Annotated in this window: 13 protein-coding genes and 1 tRNA gene; 10 read left to right on the forward strand and 4 right to left on the reverse strand. The window is 64.0% G+C overall.

All coding sequences use genetic code 11. The features are described 5' to 3' along the window. The first annotated feature begins 64 nt into the window (after positions 1 to 64). Together QA635_RS22500 and QA635_RS22505 are read left to right on the forward strand one after the other, a co-directional pair. Positions 65 to 379, forward strand: a complete 315-nt coding sequence (locus QA635_RS22500) for a DUF485 domain-containing protein (RefSeq protein ID WP_283061518.1) — start codon at positions 65 to 67, stop codon at positions 377 to 379. 11 nt (positions 380 to 390) lie between these two features. After that, entirely contained in the window at positions 391 to 1,974 is a 1,584-nt protein-coding gene (locus QA635_RS22505) for a solute symporter family protein (protein WP_283061519.1), read from the forward strand. Between the two features lie 257 nt (positions 1,975 to 2,231). On the opposite strand, the gene glmU is transcribed toward QA635_RS22505, so the two are convergent. Further along, positions 2,232 to 3,590: a bifunctional UDP-N-acetylglucosamine diphosphorylase/glucosamine-1-phosphate N-acetyltransferase GlmU gene (glmU, locus tag QA635_RS22510; protein WP_283061520.1), complete on the reverse strand. Its 1,359-nt coding sequence runs from the start codon at positions 3,588 to 3,590 to the stop codon at positions 2,232 to 2,234. Between the two features lie 183 nt (positions 3,591 to 3,773). Here glmU and QA635_RS22515 point away from each other — a divergent pair, with 183 nt between their 5' ends. Together QA635_RS22515 and QA635_RS22520 are read left to right on the forward strand one after the other, a co-directional pair. Then, positions 3,774 to 5,144, forward strand: a complete 1,371-nt coding sequence (locus QA635_RS22515) for a hypothetical protein (RefSeq protein ID WP_283061521.1) — start codon at positions 3,774 to 3,776, stop codon at positions 5,142 to 5,144. A gap of 94 nt (positions 5,145 to 5,238) precedes the next feature. Then, positions 5,239 to 5,619, forward strand: a complete 381-nt coding sequence (locus QA635_RS22520; RefSeq protein ID WP_016844836.1) for a hypothetical protein — start codon at positions 5,239 to 5,241, stop codon at positions 5,617 to 5,619. Here QA635_RS22520 and QA635_RS22525 read toward each other — a convergent pair. Then, positions 5,579 to 7,207: a glycoside hydrolase family 17 protein gene (locus tag QA635_RS22525; protein WP_283061522.1), complete on the reverse strand. Its 1,629-nt coding sequence runs from the start codon at positions 7,205 to 7,207 to the stop codon at positions 5,579 to 5,581. The genes QA635_RS22520 and QA635_RS22525 overlap by 41 nt on opposite strands. Before the next feature lie 245 nt (positions 7,208 to 7,452). On the opposite strand from QA635_RS22525, the gene QA635_RS22530 reads away from it, so the two are divergent. The 3 genes from QA635_RS22530 to QA635_RS22540 all read left to right on the forward strand — a co-directional run bounded on the left by QA635_RS22530 (position 7,453) and on the right by QA635_RS22540 (position 11,373). Beyond that, positions 7,453 to 8,064 carry a beta-1-3, beta-1-6-glucan biosynthesis protein gene (locus tag QA635_RS22530; RefSeq protein WP_283061523.1) on the forward strand — a complete coding sequence of 204 codons (612 nt, stop codon included), beginning with the start codon at positions 7,453 to 7,455 and terminating at the stop codon, positions 8,062 to 8,064. A 194-nt stretch (positions 8,065 to 8,258) separates the two neighbouring features. Further along, entirely contained in the window at positions 8,259 to 11,108 is a 2,850-nt protein-coding gene (locus QA635_RS22535; RefSeq protein WP_283061524.1) for a glycosyltransferase, read from the forward strand. 189 nt (positions 11,109 to 11,297) lie between these two features. Then, positions 11,298 to 11,373: transfer RNA gene (locus QA635_RS22540), tRNA-Lys, on the forward strand. Between the two features lie 43 nt (positions 11,374 to 11,416). On the opposite strand, the gene QA635_RS22545 is transcribed toward QA635_RS22540, so the two are convergent. Next, positions 11,417 to 11,707: a hypothetical protein gene (locus QA635_RS22545; RefSeq protein WP_283061525.1), complete on the reverse strand. Its 291-nt coding sequence runs from the start codon at positions 11,705 to 11,707 to the stop codon at positions 11,417 to 11,419. A gap of 251 nt (positions 11,708 to 11,958) precedes the next feature. On the opposite strand from QA635_RS22545, the gene QA635_RS22550 reads away from it, so the two are divergent. The 3 genes from QA635_RS22550 (at position 11,959) to QA635_RS22560 (ending at position 14,236) form a co-directional block, all read left to right on the forward strand. After that, entirely contained in the window at positions 11,959 to 12,675 is a 717-nt protein-coding gene (locus QA635_RS22550) for a TubC N-terminal docking domain-related protein (protein ID WP_283061526.1), read from the forward strand. After that, complete coding sequence (locus tag QA635_RS22555) at positions 12,629 to 13,333, forward strand: methyltransferase (protein ID WP_283061527.1); 705 nt, start codon at positions 12,629 to 12,631, stop codon at positions 13,331 to 13,333. Before QA635_RS22550 ends, QA635_RS22555 begins: the two co-directional genes overlap by 47 nt. Before the next feature lie 771 nt (positions 13,334 to 14,104). Next, a complete protein-coding gene (locus tag QA635_RS22560; protein WP_256438746.1) occupies positions 14,105 to 14,236 on the forward strand; it encodes a hypothetical protein in 132 nt (43 codons plus the stop codon). Between the two features lie 361 nt (positions 14,237 to 14,597). Here QA635_RS22560 and QA635_RS22565 read toward each other — a convergent pair whose 3' ends face one another. Beyond that, a complete protein-coding gene (locus QA635_RS22565; RefSeq protein WP_283061529.1) occupies positions 14,598 to 14,834 on the reverse strand; it encodes a hypothetical protein in 237 nt (78 codons plus the stop codon). Positions 14,835 to 15,028: the final 194 nt, after the last annotated feature.

A 15,028-nucleotide genomic window follows, 5' to 3' on the forward strand; every position in this document is an offset into this window, starting at 1 on the left:
ACCCCGGCTGAAGCTCGTCAGATTGGCGCCAAGCAGAGCGCGCTGAGTTTTTGAGGGGGCCGATATGAACGTGGTTATTCCCGGCAATGCCGATCCGGCGCCGAGCGGCGGCGCATTGGCCAAGAAACAGGCTGAGCAACTGGCCAAGAAGCGGCTGACGGTCGCGCTCGTTCTGAGCGTCGCGATGATCGTGATCTATTTCGGATTCATGGGGCTTTTCGCGTTCGACAAGCCGCTGCTCGGCACCATCCTGATGCCCGGCCTGTCGCTTTGCATTGTGCTCGGCCCGCTCGTCATCATCTCTTCCTTCTTGCTCTGCTTGGTCTACGTGCTGTGGGCGAACCGGGTGTTCGACGCAGGCGTTCGCGAGCTTCGCTAAGGGGACAGGCAATGGGCAGCAGCACACTTTCGATCGGGTTCTTCTTCGCCTTCATGGCGTTGACGCTGGCGATCACCTATTGGGCCGCGCGGCGCACGCGCACCACCGAGCACTTCTTTGCCGCCGGCGGCCAGGTCACGCCGTGGCAGAACGGCTGGGCACTCGCGGGAGACTTCCTGAGCGCCGCGGCCCTGCTCGGAATTGCCGGCATCGTCACCTCGAACGGCTTCGACGGCATGATCTATTCGATCGGGTGGCTGGTCGGCTGGCCGATCATTCTGTTCCTGATCGTCGAGCCATTGCGCAATGTCGGCCGTTTCACCTTCGCCGACGTCGTGGCCTATCGCCTGCGCCAGCGCCCGGTGCGCCTCGCCGGCGCCATCGGTACACTTGCCGTGATCCTGTTCTACCTGATCGCCCAGATGGTCGCGACGGGATCGCTGATCAAACTGCTGTTCGGCCTGCCCTACACCTGGTCGGTCGTCGTCGTCGGCAGCGTGATGCTGGTCTATGTGCTGTTCGGCGGCATGTTGGCGACGACCTGGGTGCAGGTGGTCAAGGCTGTGCTGCTGATGGGCGGCGGCATCCTGCTCGCCCTCCTCGTGTTGACCCATTTCGACATGAACCCGCTGAAGCTGTTCGCCGCGGCGTCCGAGAAATACGGCACCAAGGTGCTGCAGCCGGGATCGAAGGTGGTCTCGGGTCAATGGGATGCCATCTCGCTCGGGCTCGGACTGATGTTCGGAACCGCCGCGATGCCGCATGTGCTGATGCGGGCCTACACGGTGAAGGATTCCAAAGCCGCACGGCTGTCGATCCTCTATGCCACCGGCCTGATCGGCGTCTTTCACCTCATGGTCTTCATCATCGGCTTCGGCGCCATGGTGCTGGTCGGCGCCGAGGCGGTGGCCAAGGCCGGCGGCGGCGGCAACATGGCAGCGCCCCTGCTCGCACTCACCGTCGGCGGCAATGCGTTCTTCGGCTTCATCTGTGCGGTCGCGTTCGCGACCATGCTCGCGGTCGTCGCGGGGTTGACGCTGTCGGGCGTCGCCACGCTCTGCCACGACGTCTGGACCAATGTGATCCGAAGCGGCACCGCTTCCGAGGCCGAGCAGCTCAAGGTCGCGCGGGTCGCGACCGTTCTGATTTCCATCCTCGCTATCGGCCTGGGCATCGCGTTCGAAGGCCAGAATGTCGCCTTCATGGCGGGACTTGCGTTCTCGATCGCCTGCGCCGCCAACTTCCCGTCGCTCGTGCTCGCCATCACCTGGCGCCGCTTCACGACGCCTGCTGCCGTGGCGAGCATCCTCGTCGGCACACTGAGCTCGCTGGTGCTGATCTATCTGTCCCCGACCATCCAGGTCGACATTCTCGGCAAGCCGCTCGCCGCGGTCGAGCATCAATGGTGGTTCGTGTCGCTGCGCAATCCCGCGATCATCAGCATGCCGCTATCCTTTGCGGTCGCGATCCTGCTGTCGCTGGTGACACGGGAGAAGAACGCAAACCTCGCCTTCGACGAGATGCAGCGGCGCATCCTGCTCGGACCGGTAGAGCCGAAGACCGACGAGCCGCGCCAGGCGAAGAATGCGGCATGAACCGCGGCGACCGATCGACGTTGCGATCAGCCCGTTGCGAACCCCGTCACCCGATGCGCATGTGTGACTCACAGATCGCGCAACACACTCAGTGTCGTCCCGGCGAAAGCCGGGACCCATAACCACCGACGGTCATTGCTTCACGATGCTGGAACGACGAGTCCTGTCCCCAACTTCCGCCGCGGAGTATGGGTCCCGGCTTTCGCCGGGACGACACCTTATGGTCGAGACAGGCTCGCAAATATGTCGCGAGAAGATCACTTCCCCTTCGCCGCCTTCTCCTTCAGCTTCGCCGTACGGTAGCGCGCGGCGCCGCCTTCGCGGATGGACTGCTCGCTGCGCTCGAGCGCCATCGCATCGTCGGGAACGTCCTTGGTGATCACGGAGCCCGAGCCGATATAGGCGCCCTTGCCGATCGTGACCGGCGCGACCAGCGAGGTATTGGTGCCGATGAAGGCGCCCTCGCCGATCAGCGTCTTGTGCTTGAGGAAGCCGTCATAGTTGCAGGTGATGGTGCCGGCACCGAGGTTGGAATTGGCACCGACATGGGCGTCGCCGACATAGGAGAGATGGTTGACCTTGACGCCGGCCTCCAGCCTCGAACCCTTGGTCTCGACGAAATTGCCGATCTTCACGCCGTCGCCGAGCGAGGTGCCGGGCCGCAGCCGCGCGTAGGGTCCGAGCTCCACCTTCTTGCCGATCGTAGCTTGGGTGATGTGCGAGAAGGAATGGATCACGGCGCCGTCGTCGATCGACACGCCGGGTCCGATCACCACGAACGGCTCGATCGTGACGTCCTTGCCGAATTTGGTATCGGCGGCGAGATAGACGGTCTCCGGTGCGATCAGGGTCACGCCGGCCTCGAGCGCCTGGTTGCGCAGCCGCGCCTGCATCACGGCCTCGGCCTCGGCGAGCTGCGCCTTGGTGTTGATGCCGCGCACTTCGTCTTCGCTGGTCTCGATCACGACGGCCTCCAGTCCGAGTTCCCTGACAATGCCGACGGCATCGGTCAGATAATATTCACCCTTGGCGTTGGCATTGCCGATCTTCTCGATGATCGCGAGCGCCTTCTTGCCGTCGAACGCCATCACGCCGGCATTGCACAGCGTGATCTTGCGCTCCTCGGCACTCGCATCGGCCTGTTCGCGGATTGCAACCAGCTTGCCGTTCTCGGCCACCAGGCGGCCGTAGCCGGTCGGGTCGGCGGCATGGAAGCCAAGCACCGCAAGGGCTGCGCCGTCGCGCAGCGGCGCGCGCATACGGGCAAAGGTCTCGGCCGTGATCAGCGGCGTGTCGCCGAACGCGACCAGAAGGTCGTCGGCGCCGCGGGCGATCGCCTCGCGCGCCGCCAGCACCGCATGCGCGGTGCCGAGCCGTTCGCTCTGCACGAAGGTCTGCGCATCGGGCCGCACCCGGCGCGCCTCGGCGGCGACTGCGTCATGATCCGGGCCGACCACGACCGCCAGCTGCGATCCCTCGCCGGAGGCCGCGGCGTTGAGCACGTGCGCCAGCAGCGGCTGCCCGGCCACGGGGTGGAGCACCTTCGGCAGCGACGAGCGCATCCGCGTGCCCTCACCGGCCGCAAGCACCACTGTCAGGCTCGTTCGCGCAGTCATTCGCAATCCTCGATGTCGCGCGCAGTTCGCTGCGCAAAGCTGTCTTCGAGGCCGTCTTTAATTGTTTTCCCCGGCAGAAGAAACCGATTCGCCTCCGTGGCGCTCCGGATTCAAGTTCCCGGTCCATTTCCTGTTAATCTTTGCCTCGTGATTCGGCGGGCCTTGAGGAGGGCCAAGCGGGCTTTGGCCAAAGATCGCGACAATCTGGCGGCGGAATTCGACACCGAGAGCACCACTGGCTTTTTGGCCGAGGAGGATACTCTGGATCGCCGCATGCTGTGGCGGCTCGGCTCGTGGGGCGTTGCCGCGGTCGGCGCCGTCACCATCGCGGTGATGGCCAACCAGTCGGCGTTGACGCTGCGGCGCGACCAGGTTGCCGCAGCGGATCTCGCGCGACAGGCCCAGCAGTTGCAGACGCTGGCGAAGGAGAGCCACAACGAGACGCGCCGGCTGGCGTCCGCGATCGATACGCTCAACGGCGACCGCGACCGGCTGTATTCGCGCGTCACCACGCTGGAGCAGGGTCTCGACTCCGTGACCGGCGCGATCGCCAGGCAGCCGCCGGCACCATCGCCCTTGGCAGCGGCGCCCGGCACCTCGCCCGCAACCGCCAGTTCGTCGCCCGCCGTCTCCGCGCCAACCGTTGCCGCCGTCGCAACGACGCCGCCGGTCGCATTGGACAAGCCGGCGGCGACCGACAAGCTGGCCACAGCCGGCGACAGCAAGGCGACTGGGCCGATCGAGAAGCCGGTTGCGGCGGCCGAAAAGCCGGCAACGGCCGACAAGAAACCGGCGCCCGCGGCCGCCAAGCCGCAGGCCGTCGCGGAGAAGCCGCCAGCCTCCGACAATTCGCCGCCGAATTCCGCCACGGCCGCATCGATCGCAAGTCCAATGAGCGCCGCGGCGGCCAGCGCCGAGGATGCACCCGCTGCGCCGGCACCGGTCGCGGACAAGCCGCTTGCCGACAAGCCGGTCCTGGCATCGCTCGATCCCGCGGCGAACAAGGCAACCGAAACGGTCAGGCCGCCGACCGCCAACGATGTCGCCGCCGCGCCGATGCCGCCGCTGGTGATCACAGCGGATCCGGACGCCGAGGACGATGCGCCGCAGGCACAGATTCACCGAACCGAGTTCGGCGTCGATCTCGGCACGGCCAATTCGGTCAATGGACTGCGCGCGCTGTGGCGCGGCCTGTTGAAGTCGAAGGCCAACGCGCCGCTGGCGGCGCTGCGGCCGATCATCGTGATCAAGGAGAACAGCAACGGGCTCGGCATGCAGTTGCGCCTGGTGGCCGGACCGCTGAACGACGCCGGCACCGCCGCCAGGATCTGCGCGGGCCTCAACCTGGCGCAGCGAACCTGCGAGACGGCGATCTATGACGGCCAGCGACTGGCCCTCAACGAGCCGGCCGCCGGAGCCAAGCCGGCGCCGTCGCATCGCCGGGCCGTGCCGAAGCGCGCCGTCGCGCCGCCGCAGCAGCAGCAGCCGGTCGCCGAGGACAAGAAGCCGGAGCCGACCACGATCTCCTCGATATTCCGGCGGAACAGCCAATAATCATGTGAGCCGAGGGATTGTGGCCGGATTTTCAACCGATTTCGATGATCCGACCGAACTTGTCCCGCAACCCGATCCCGACCATAGTGCCGCGATGACAAAACCTCCGTTCCGCCTCTCCCCCTATCAGGTCCAGTTCCTGATGGTCGTGGGCTTCGTCACCGTCGGCTACGCGCTCTACGTGCGCTATCTGGCAATCGAGTTCTCTCCCGTTGCGCTGGCCTGCGACGCCGGCGCGCAGACCATGCTCTGCAAGGCTCGCGCGCTGTCGACCGTACTGTTCAAGAACTCGGTGTTCGGGATCACCGCGCTGGTAATCGCGGTGCTCAACCTGACGCGGCCGTCGATCGTGCTGCTCACCGTCGGCTTGATCGCCGCGGGGCTCGGGATCGTGCTCTACAATGTCGTGCTGTCGGGGCTCGCGATCGGGCTGTTCATCCTGGGTTTTGCGCGGCCCGCGCCCGCCACAGCGTAGCGGCAAGCAAAAGGTACATCACGCAGGTCCAGTCCGACTGCCAGTTGATCGTGCCCTCGTTGTAGATCGTGTAGCCGGCAGCGATCACCAGCAGGCCGGCGAATACGGATTCCGCGAGCGGCCGGATGCCTTCCTTCGGGCGATTGAGCATGGTCAGCAGCGCGAATGGCACCACCGCCATGGTCAGCGAGGCATACGGGAAATCGCGGTAGCGCGGATCGAAGGTGAAGCCGAGCGCGGTTTCGGCAGCAATCACCGTGGTGATGATCAGCACAATCGCCAGCACCGCGCCGATCACGCCCTTGCCGCGATAGTCGCGCGGCCCGACCAGTTCCAGGAAGGTCGGCAGTGACCGCCCGGCGATCAGCGCATGCGCCGTCAGGAGTGGTGCGGCAATGCCCGCCGCGAGCAGCACGCCCCAATGCAGCCAGCCGCCGACGCCGTAGCTCTCGTAATACATCTTGTCGCCGGCAATCCCGAGCAGCGCCCCTGCCGTCGTCGCCGAAATGGCGACCGCGATCCAGGCCGACGGCCGCGGCGTCCAGGGCCGGCGGCGCAGCGTCAGCCAGGCCGCGAGGAAGGTGGCGACGGACAGCGCCATGCCGCCCACCATCTGCAGCTTCCAGTCCGGATAGTTCGTGATAGCAACGCCGGGCGGATATTTCACCTGCCGCTTGACCGAATCGAACAGGCCCCAATTGCCGCCGACGGTGCCCTCGAGCGTGCGCTTCCAGGGCTGGTCGTAGGCCTCGATCAGGTTGACCCGAAAGCCCTCGCGCTTGGCGAGGTCGAGGATCTCGGACACCACCCGCGCCTGGTTGGTGCGCGACGGCAATGCGCCCTCCCGCATCCGCCCCTGGCTCGGCCAGCCGGTCTCGCCGATCAGGATCTCCTTGCCCGGGAATGTCACCGCCATCCGCTTGCGGATATCGTCGACATGCGCCGCGGCGTACTTCGCCTTGACCGGGATGTCCTCCCAATACGGCAGGATGTGAATGGTGACGAAATCGACCGCGTCATAAATCTCGCGGTTCTTCACCCAGTATTCCCAGACGTCGGCATAGGTGACAGGAAGATTGCCCGCTGCCGCCTTCACCGCGCGGATGTTGCCGGCAAGATCGGTGGCGGTCATCTCGCCGCGCAGCAGCACCTCGTTGCCGACGATCAGCGAGGTGACGACGCCGGGATACTCCTTGGCGAGCCGGACCGCGATCGCGATCTGCTGCAAATTCTTGAAGCGGTTGCTGCTGAGCCAGATGCCCTGCATCACCTTCAGGCCGACCTTGGCCGCAACGCCGGGGACCTGGTCGAGGCCGTTCTCGATCGAATAGGTGCGCACGCAGTCGGTGACCTTGGCGAGATCGGTCAGATCCTGCTCGATCTGCTCGACTGGAATCTGCGTGGTGGGATCCAGCGGCGTCTGCGCGCCGCGGAACGGCGTATAGGACACGCATTGCAGCTTTGCAGCGGGATCGATCGGCGCGCGCACGAGCGTAATCGGCGTGGCGAGCCACCACCACACGGATGCAATCACGGCGAGCGAGATCAGGAGAAGCGCCAGCGGCGTACGAAGCGAAATCGGTTCCATCCTCCGGGGGACCGTCGAATTAGCCGGTCACAGCCCATCTGCCAAGAGCGGGATTAGGTCAATACCATGGTTGTCCTGCGACAGTTTTGCGCTGGGTCGATAAAGTTGTGAGTTTGCTGGACAAAATACCAAATTCCAGTCATCAGATTTCGCCAGAGTCTCCGCCGCACTGGAGACCTATTTGGACGGCATCACGCGAGCCGTTAGGATGATCCCGCGGGGGCAGGAACATTATCGGGGAATACATGCGTCGACGGCTGCTTGAGTTGAAGAACACTACTTTGCGCCATCTTGCCGTAACGGGCCTTGTCACGGGCCTTGCGCTCCTCATTGGGGCCGGCGGCGCGTTCGCCCAGAGCGGCACGCCGAATCCGCCGGATCAGGCGAAACAGCAGCCTGGACAGCCCGACGCCAACGCAAATGCCGCACGGGAAGCCAACCAGCGCAAGGTCGAGGAATTCGTCGAGGCCCAGCAGGCCATCAACGGCCCGGCCGGCAACCCGGAATGCGTCTGGCTCGGCCGCCGCGTCGTCCGCCTGATGTGGAACGACGACCTCGACACCGCGTTCCGCCATCTCGACCTCTACGACCGATTCGGCTGCCCCGGCGGCCACGTCCAGGCGGCGTTCCGCTGCCTGACCCGGTTCGGCGCCCAGATCGACGACAAGGTGCGCGGCAGCCTCGACGGCCGGATCCACGCCTGCTGGATCAACCCGGGCGCCCAGCCCCAGGCCGCGGCAGCCGCCGCTGCGCCCACCCCGGCGCCGGCGACGGCCGGCAACGCCGCACCCACGCCGGCAGCCTCGCCCTCGCCTGCACCGGCCCCGTCGGCGTCACCTGCGCCGGCGTCAAAATAGCCGCATCCCGCGACCGGGTCCGGCCGCGATTTTTTTTCGCGGCTGGAACGGCTTGCGCCCTTAAAACGCCATCGCGGCACACCAGTTGTTAAATCGGATGGTGGAGATATCTTTCCCTCCGCCGTCGTGTTGGTCGAACCCAGGGGACGGGTTCGCTTAGTCCTCAATCTCAGGCCCCGTATGGTTTAACCGCGATGCGCGCCGTCGTCGCCGTCCTGTTGCTTGTCACCGCCGCCCACGCCGCCCTGTGGGGTCTCTTCCAGGAGAAGCAGCCGGCGCCCGATTTCCGTGGCACGCTGCCGAGCCTGTCCTACGCTCCGTTCGAGTCCGGCCACACCGTCGCCGACGTCGCCGCCGACACCGAGAAGGTGCGCACCGACCTGCGAAAGCTCTCCACGCTCACCAAGGCAGTCCGTCTCTATTCATCGACCGAAGGCAACGAGCTGGTGCCGCCGGTCGCCGCCGAATTCGGCATGAAGGTCACGGTCGGCGCGTGGATCGACAAGGACGCCAACCGCAACAACCGCGAGATCGAAGCCGCGATCAACCTGGCCAAGCGCAACAGCAACGTCATCGGCATCGTGGTCGGCAACGAAACCGTATTCCGTGGCGAGCAGGTGCCGCTGGAAAACCTCGGCTCGGTTCCGGAGATCGGCGTGCCGCCCGAGGAGTCCGAGAGGATTCTTCGCGAGGAAGCGCAGCGTCTCCGCGACGCGGAAATGCAGCCGGATGAAGATGGCAGCAGCGGCTTGAGCAAGCGCGCTGAAGCGATCAAGTGGGCGATCGCCGAGAACAACGTGCACCGGCTGATCAAGGTGATCCAGCGGGTCAAGAAGTCGGTCAACGTCCCCGTCACGACCGGCGAAATCTGGAACATCTGGCGCGACCATCCGCAGCTCGCCAACTCCGCAGACTTCATCGCCGCGCACGTGCTGCCCTATTGGGAAAACTTCACCGACAAGCAGGCGGTGGATCAGGCGGTCGACCGCTACAACCTGTTGCGCGATTCCTTCCCCGGCAAGCGCATCCTGATCGCCGAATTCGGCTGGCCGAGCCAGGGCTACAATCTGCGCAGCGCCGTTCCCGGCCCGTTCCAGCAGGCCACCGTGCTGCGCAACTTCGTCACCCGCGCCGAAGCCATCGGCATGGACTACAACATCGTCGAGGCGATCGATCAGCCCTGGAAGTTCTTCGAAGGCGGCGTCGGCCCCTACTGGGGCATCCTCAATGCCGACCGCGAGCCAAAGTTCTCCTGGACCGGTCCGATCACCGATCCGAACTTCTGGAAGATCGCACTGGTCGCCGTCCTGGTCGGCCTGTTCATGTCGCTGCCGATCCTGCGGCTGGACCAGCCGACCGTGATGCAGGCGCTGCTCTTGTCGGCGGCCGCCAACGGCGTCGGCGCGTGGGTCGCGACCGTGTTCTCGTACTGGACGACGCACTACTTCGTCTGGGGCTCGGCCTTCGCACTCAGCCTCGGCCTGGTGCTGCTGGTTCCGCTGGTCCTGATCGCGATGGCGCGGATCGAGGAGATCGCGGCGGTGGCGTTCGGCCGCGGCCCGCGCCGGTTGATCGGCAAGAGCGCGCCGCTTGCGCCCGCCACGCTCGGCGAGAACGTGAAGTTTCCGAAGGTCTCGATCCACATCCCGGCCTATTTCGAGCCGGTCGAGATGCTGAAGCAGACGCTCGATGCGGTGTCGCGGCTCGACTATCCGAACTTCGAGTGCGTCTGCATCATCAACAACACGCCCGATCCCGATTTCTGGCGGCCGATCCAGGATCACTGCCGGCTGCTCGGCGAGCGTTTCAAGTTCATCAATGCCGAGAAGGTGCAGGGCTTCAAGGCCGGCGCGCTGCGCATCGCGATGGACCGCACCGCGGCGGATGCCGAGATCATCGGCATCATCGACGCCGATTATGTCGTGCATCCGGACTGGCTGAAGGATCTCGTGCCGGCGTTCGCCGATCCGCGCGTCGGCCTCGTGCAGGCGCCGCAGGAGCATCGCGACGGCGATCGCTCGCTGATGCACTACATCATGAACGGCGAATATGCCGGGTTCTTCGACATCGGCATGGTCCAGCGCAACGAGTTCAACGCCATCATCGTGCACGGCACGATGTGCCTGATCCGCCGCGCCGCGATGGACAAGGCCGGCGGCTGGTCCTCTGACACGATCTGCGAGGACACCGATCTCGGCCTCTCGATCCAGCAGCAGGGCTGGCTCACGCATTACACCAATGTGCGTTACGGCGAAGGCCTGCTGCCCGACACCTACGAGGCCTTCAAGAAGCAGCGCCATCGCTGGGCCTATGGCGGCTTCCAGATCGTCAAGAAGCATTGGCGGCGCTTCCTGCCCGGCGCCAGCCGGCTGACGCCCGATCAGCGCCGCGAGTTCTCGCTGGGCTGGCTCAACTGGCTCGGCGCCGAAAGCCTCGGCGTCGTGGTTGCGATCCTCAACCTGATCTGGGTGCCGATCGTCGCCTTCGCCGACATCGCGATCCCCGACAAGATTTTGACGCTGCCGATCATCGCCTCCTTCATCGTCTCGCTTGTGCATTTCGTCGCGCTTTACCGGCTGCGCGTGAACATCAAGGCCGGTCAGATGTTGGGAGCCATGATCGCGGCGATGAGCGTACAGTGGACGGTGTCACGCGCGGTGGCGCAGGGCCTGATCACGGAGCATCTCGCGTTCGCCCGCACCTCCAAAGGCGGCCTGTCGCGGATGTCGATCGAGTTCCAGGCGTTCTGGGAAGCCGTGATCGGCGTGTTGCTGCTGATCGGCGCCGTCGTGCTTGTCGTCACCAACGGCTACAAGCAGGTGCGCGAGATCTACATCTTTGCCGGCGTCCTGGTGCTGCAGAGCCTGCCATTCCTGGCGGCGGTCTCCATCGCGATCCTGGAAAATTCGCGGATCAACGAGTTCGCATTCTGGCGCAACAGCGCGATCCGCACCGCGGAACTGATCGGGTTGCGCCCGGTCAGCCTGCCCTCGGTCGCCGCCCCATCGCAGCCGGTCGGCTCGGAAATCCGCCGCGACAACTAGCGCCGGATTTGGCCGACTTCAAGAAACGGCCCTAACCGCAGGCGCCGGAACGGCAAATCCGGCGCGCCGGTGCACAATTGACCGCCCGTCGGCTATTGACCCGATGGGCCCTGCCCCCTACACAGCGCGGGCTGGAGCACGATCCGGAGCGGTTCACCGCTGGCGTCCGGATCTAATGTTCAGGTGAGTGAGCGCGTAGCTCAGGCGGTAGAGCACGTGACTTTTAATCATGGGGTCGAGGGTTCGAGTCCCTCCGCGCTCACCAAACAAATTCTGTCCAGCCCGGAGACATGGGTAACAGGTCGTACCTAAGACATGGGTGACAGCCTCGTACCGAACGGGTTGTCGAGGGGTTGCAGGGTTTTCTGCTCCAGGTCGAAGTATCCCAAATCATCGTGCATGAAGCTGACGAGCCAAATGCCGTCATCGACTTCCTTGATGCCGAGTTGTTGGCCGGCTTGCGGTGCAGGCAAAGCCGCCCGACACTTGATGGAGCACGCGAGAGCATTCGAGGCGATCCAGGCGGCCCACGCGAGCGGGACGTTCGCGCGGATGCTCCAGCCTGGGAAAGACCTGTTCGCCTTCGCTGTCCCATACATTCGGAGTACCTCATCTAGTGAAGCTGAAGCCACGAGCCCTTGGCGTTTCGCACGTCGCAATATCCATCGGGAATTTGCACTTCCTTCCTCGGGCTAGGCCGACGCCGCCCGCATGCATTTCAAGCGGACGGCGTCGGGCGTTCTCGCCATGCGGATGATTGACCAGGTGCGGAAAGAAGCTTGGGATAGCATCTGCCCGGCTCCAAGGTCGGGCGCCCATTCCAAGGCGAAGCCCCCGAGGACGATCTCAAATGGAAACGGCCACGCTTCTATCGGTTCTCCGCGACCGCAACGTCAGAGTATGGGTTGAAGGGGACCGTCTGAAGTGCAGCGCCCCCGCTGGCGCGCTTGACGCAGAGTTGCGCGCGACACTGGCTGACCGAAAGCAGGAACTGCTCGCCTGGCTTCGGCAGGCGGAGGCGCTGAAGAGCGGTCCGGCCGACTCCCTGCCGATCGAGCGCGAGGACGGGACAAGAGCGCTCCTGCCGACAATTTCCAGGGAAGTTCCGTTGCCGATAATCCCGGCACGGCGTGAACGCATGAGCCGTTTCGTTACGGAGCTCCGGAGTTGCGGTTACGACCTCGCAAGCTGTGCCGAACGTCTTGAGGTCCTTCCTCGCCTCGGCGTCAATTTCTGGCAGAAAATGCGAATGTCTTGGACCCCTCGGAAGGGCGATCCGATCGACAATCTCATTACGCTCTTCATCGATTGCCAGCAGGTGAGCGCAGACGTTATCGCGAAGCAGATTTCGTCGTTCTTTGTCGATGCGGCGCTCGAAATGAGATTGGCTGAAAAAAAACGGCGACGTGTTGCAGTCGAACTTCTGTTTGTTCCCATGCTATGGGAAATACCTGGTCACCGATCAGGCAGAGAAGAACACCGCAATCAACCAAGTCATGTGGTTGTGGGGAGAGAGCTTTATGCTCGGCGGCTTTGTGAAGAGGATCCCCCGCAGGCGCGCCATTGATCTCGGAACAGGCTCCGGAGTGCACGCAATTCTGGCAAGCGACCATTCGGCGACAGTAGTGGGCGCGGACGTCAGTCCACGCGCCATCGCATTCTCCAACTTCAATGCAGCGCTAAACGAAAAGAGCAACATCGATTTCGTTACAAGCGATCTCTTCGATTCGATCGACGGGACGTGCGATCTGCTGGTATGTAACCCTCCTTACGCACCGGACACTGCCGCCAAGGCGAGCGATAATTTTTGGAGCGGTGGAATAGAAGGCACTGAGCTTCTGCGGAGGGTCGTCGAGGCTCTTCCCACGAGGTTGGATGCGGACGGAACAGCCTACATCAATGCTCTGTTTCCGAATCCTCCAGGAACGAAAATCAGGGATCATTTCGATGCTTGGCTTGAAGGCAATCTCACGGAGTGGGATGTGCTGGATCACACCTGGCCTGTGCCGGGATATCAAGATTTGTTCTCCGAGCAGCCATTCCAAGGTGATATGAGCGCGTGGCGCTTTGGCGTGGTGAGTATGCGTCGATCTCGGACTGGCCGGGGTTGGTGGAAGGAAGTCGCAGGCAACGGCCTGTTCTTCCGGGAGGACGGAAGTTGCAGCGTAATCGCTGATCACGATGCCTACGGGTCACCTGCTGGAATATCCCCGAACAACTCGTAGGACACGGTGGAGCGCAGCATCACTCCCGGCAGACGTCCGTCATGGCCTCCCCGTCCAGCAGACGGGCGACAAAGCGAAGGCGCTCTTCCATCACCTCGCTTTGCGCGGCAACCACACCTCCCGCAGAACAAAAGCGGAAAGTGTAACCCATGTGTCCGGTACGTTCTGTCGCCCATATCTCGGGCCGCTCATACATTTGAGCAAGCAGTCCCCTCCCAAACATTCGCGAAATTTCCGTGCGGCAGTGACATCGCTCCCATGGTGTTTGGAAGCCGGCCCGGGCCCTGACGCCGGCTCTTCTTCTTAATTTTGTGTGAACCAAGCCACAGTTGTTCGGCGTGATCTTTAGTAGGTTTTTGGCGCGCTGGGGATTTCAGGGCCCAGAGGCTGGAAGAACGGGGCGCCGCCGGGACAAACCATTTCGGGCCCGGCGGCGTAATTTTTCGGGACGGTCAGAACTGCAATCCCAATGCTCGGACCAGACGCATCCGGACGCCAACGGCTCGTTGCTCTCCCTGTCGCAGTCATCACGTTCGGCGTCGCCGGCGTCGAGCCCGCCTGCGGTTCTCCGGACCGGTCGGCGGCGCGCGCATTCCGGCATGAGCCTTGCTCTTTAGGTGGCGCAAGGAATTTCAGTGTCCCGGTTCAGGAACAAGCTGTCGCCGGATGTGTCTTTTGGAGACGAGCAGCTGGATTCATTGGGAGGTATCGTTGAGATACGCAGCGCCCCTACAGTCAAGGTTTGTCGTTCGGAGAGGAAGCACCGACTGGATGGTCTATGATCGCGAGCTCAAGGGGCCAGCGCAGTTGAAGAAAGACGGCCACTTCGCCGAGAAGCTGACGAAGGAACAGGCCGAACACATCAAGCAGGCCTTGACGGACGCCCTGAAGCCCGAGCCGTAGGCAGAGGCTAGATCGAATACCCCGATCGGTGGCGACAAACCGCGAACAGATGACATCTGTGTTACCTCGTAAGGTATATGAACAGAGTTGGGCAAAGCGAACGAGGCGCGGCAAAATGGCGGCGCATCGGTGGAGCAAATTAGGCCCTTGCGGAATTCAGCTTTGGCCACTGGACGTTCTGACCGGGCCAGCGTCGTCGTTGAAAGGGAACGATCGGGGAACAGCTCAAGGCAGACCGAAAGCCGCCCGCCTCACAAAGGTTACCCCCGCGCCGAGGGGGAGCGCGACGCATGACGGCGCAAGCGCGCCGCCCAGCGCACACTTCGGAGCGAACATTCGGAACGCCGCTGGAGTTCGGCCGTCAAGATAACGGCAGTTCGCCCTGACCGCCTGTCCAGTCGATGATATCGAGCTGCAGCCCTCGCTTCAGCATCTCGGCCTCGAGGCTGCCGGCATGCCGTTTCCACTCGGGCGTCGCGCGGACGCGGAATTTTGGATCTTCGCCGGCTGCCTCGAATGCGTCGTCGGCTCTGAGCGCACCGCGGACGGCTTCGTACATCATCTTCAGGCTGGCGTCGGTGAAGGCGCCGTAGTCCATCGGTCGTCTCCCTTGGCACTGTGAGACGCAAAAGGCCGCCACGTAGTCACTCGTGGCGGCCTTCTGCTAGCGGCCCATCCAGACGGCCTGAAACGACGTTGCGTGAGTCGGGTTAATGAAGCGTTGCTGGTACGGCACCGGCACGCGTTCGCAGACACCCTCGACAGCGTTCCTTCGCCGGGATCGTGGAGGCT

The organism is Bradyrhizobium brasilense, assembly GCF_029714345.1.
GTDB lineage: Bacteria > Pseudomonadota > Alphaproteobacteria > Rhizobiales > Xanthobacteraceae > Bradyrhizobium > Bradyrhizobium australafricanum.

Bases quoted from the DNA above. Each gene is read 5' to 3' on its own strand.
- QA635_RS22500 (WP_283061518.1), top strand. From the start codon at position 65: ATGAACGTGGTTATTCCCGGCAATGCCGATCCGGCGCCGAGCGGCGGC.
- QA635_RS22505 (WP_283061519.1), top strand. From the start codon at position 391: ATGGGCAGCAGCACACTTTCGATCGGGTTCTTCTTCGCCTTCATGGCG.
- glmU (WP_283061520.1), bottom strand. From the start codon at position 3,590: ATGACTGCGCGAACGAGCCTGACAGTGGTGCTTGCGGCCGGTGAGGGC.
- QA635_RS22520 (WP_016844836.1), top strand. From the start codon at position 5,239: ATGACAAAACCTCCGTTCCGCCTCTCCCCCTATCAGGTCCAGTTCCTG.
- QA635_RS22525 (WP_283061522.1), bottom strand. From the start codon at position 7,207: ATGGAACCGATTTCGCTTCGTACGCCGCTGGCGCTTCTCCTGATCTCG.
- QA635_RS22530 (WP_283061523.1), top strand. From the start codon at position 7,453: ATGCGTCGACGGCTGCTTGAGTTGAAGAACACTACTTTGCGCCATCTT.
- QA635_RS22535 (WP_283061524.1), top strand. From the start codon at position 8,259: ATGCGCGCCGTCGTCGCCGTCCTGTTGCTTGTCACCGCCGCCCACGCC.
- QA635_RS22545 (WP_283061525.1), bottom strand. From the start codon at position 11,707: ATGTATGGGACAGCGAAGGCGAACAGGTCTTTCCCAGGCTGGAGCATC.
- QA635_RS22550 (WP_283061526.1), top strand. From the start codon at position 11,959: ATGGAAACGGCCACGCTTCTATCGGTTCTCCGCGACCGCAACGTCAGA.
- QA635_RS22555 (WP_283061527.1), top strand. From the start codon at position 12,629: ATGCTCGGCGGCTTTGTGAAGAGGATCCCCCGCAGGCGCGCCATTGAT.
- QA635_RS22560 (WP_256438746.1), top strand. From the start codon at position 14,105: ATGGTCTATGATCGCGAGCTCAAGGGGCCAGCGCAGTTGAAGAAAGAC.
- QA635_RS22565 (WP_283061529.1), bottom strand. From the start codon at position 14,834: ATGGACTACGGCGCCTTCACCGACGCCAGCCTGAAGATGATGTACGAA.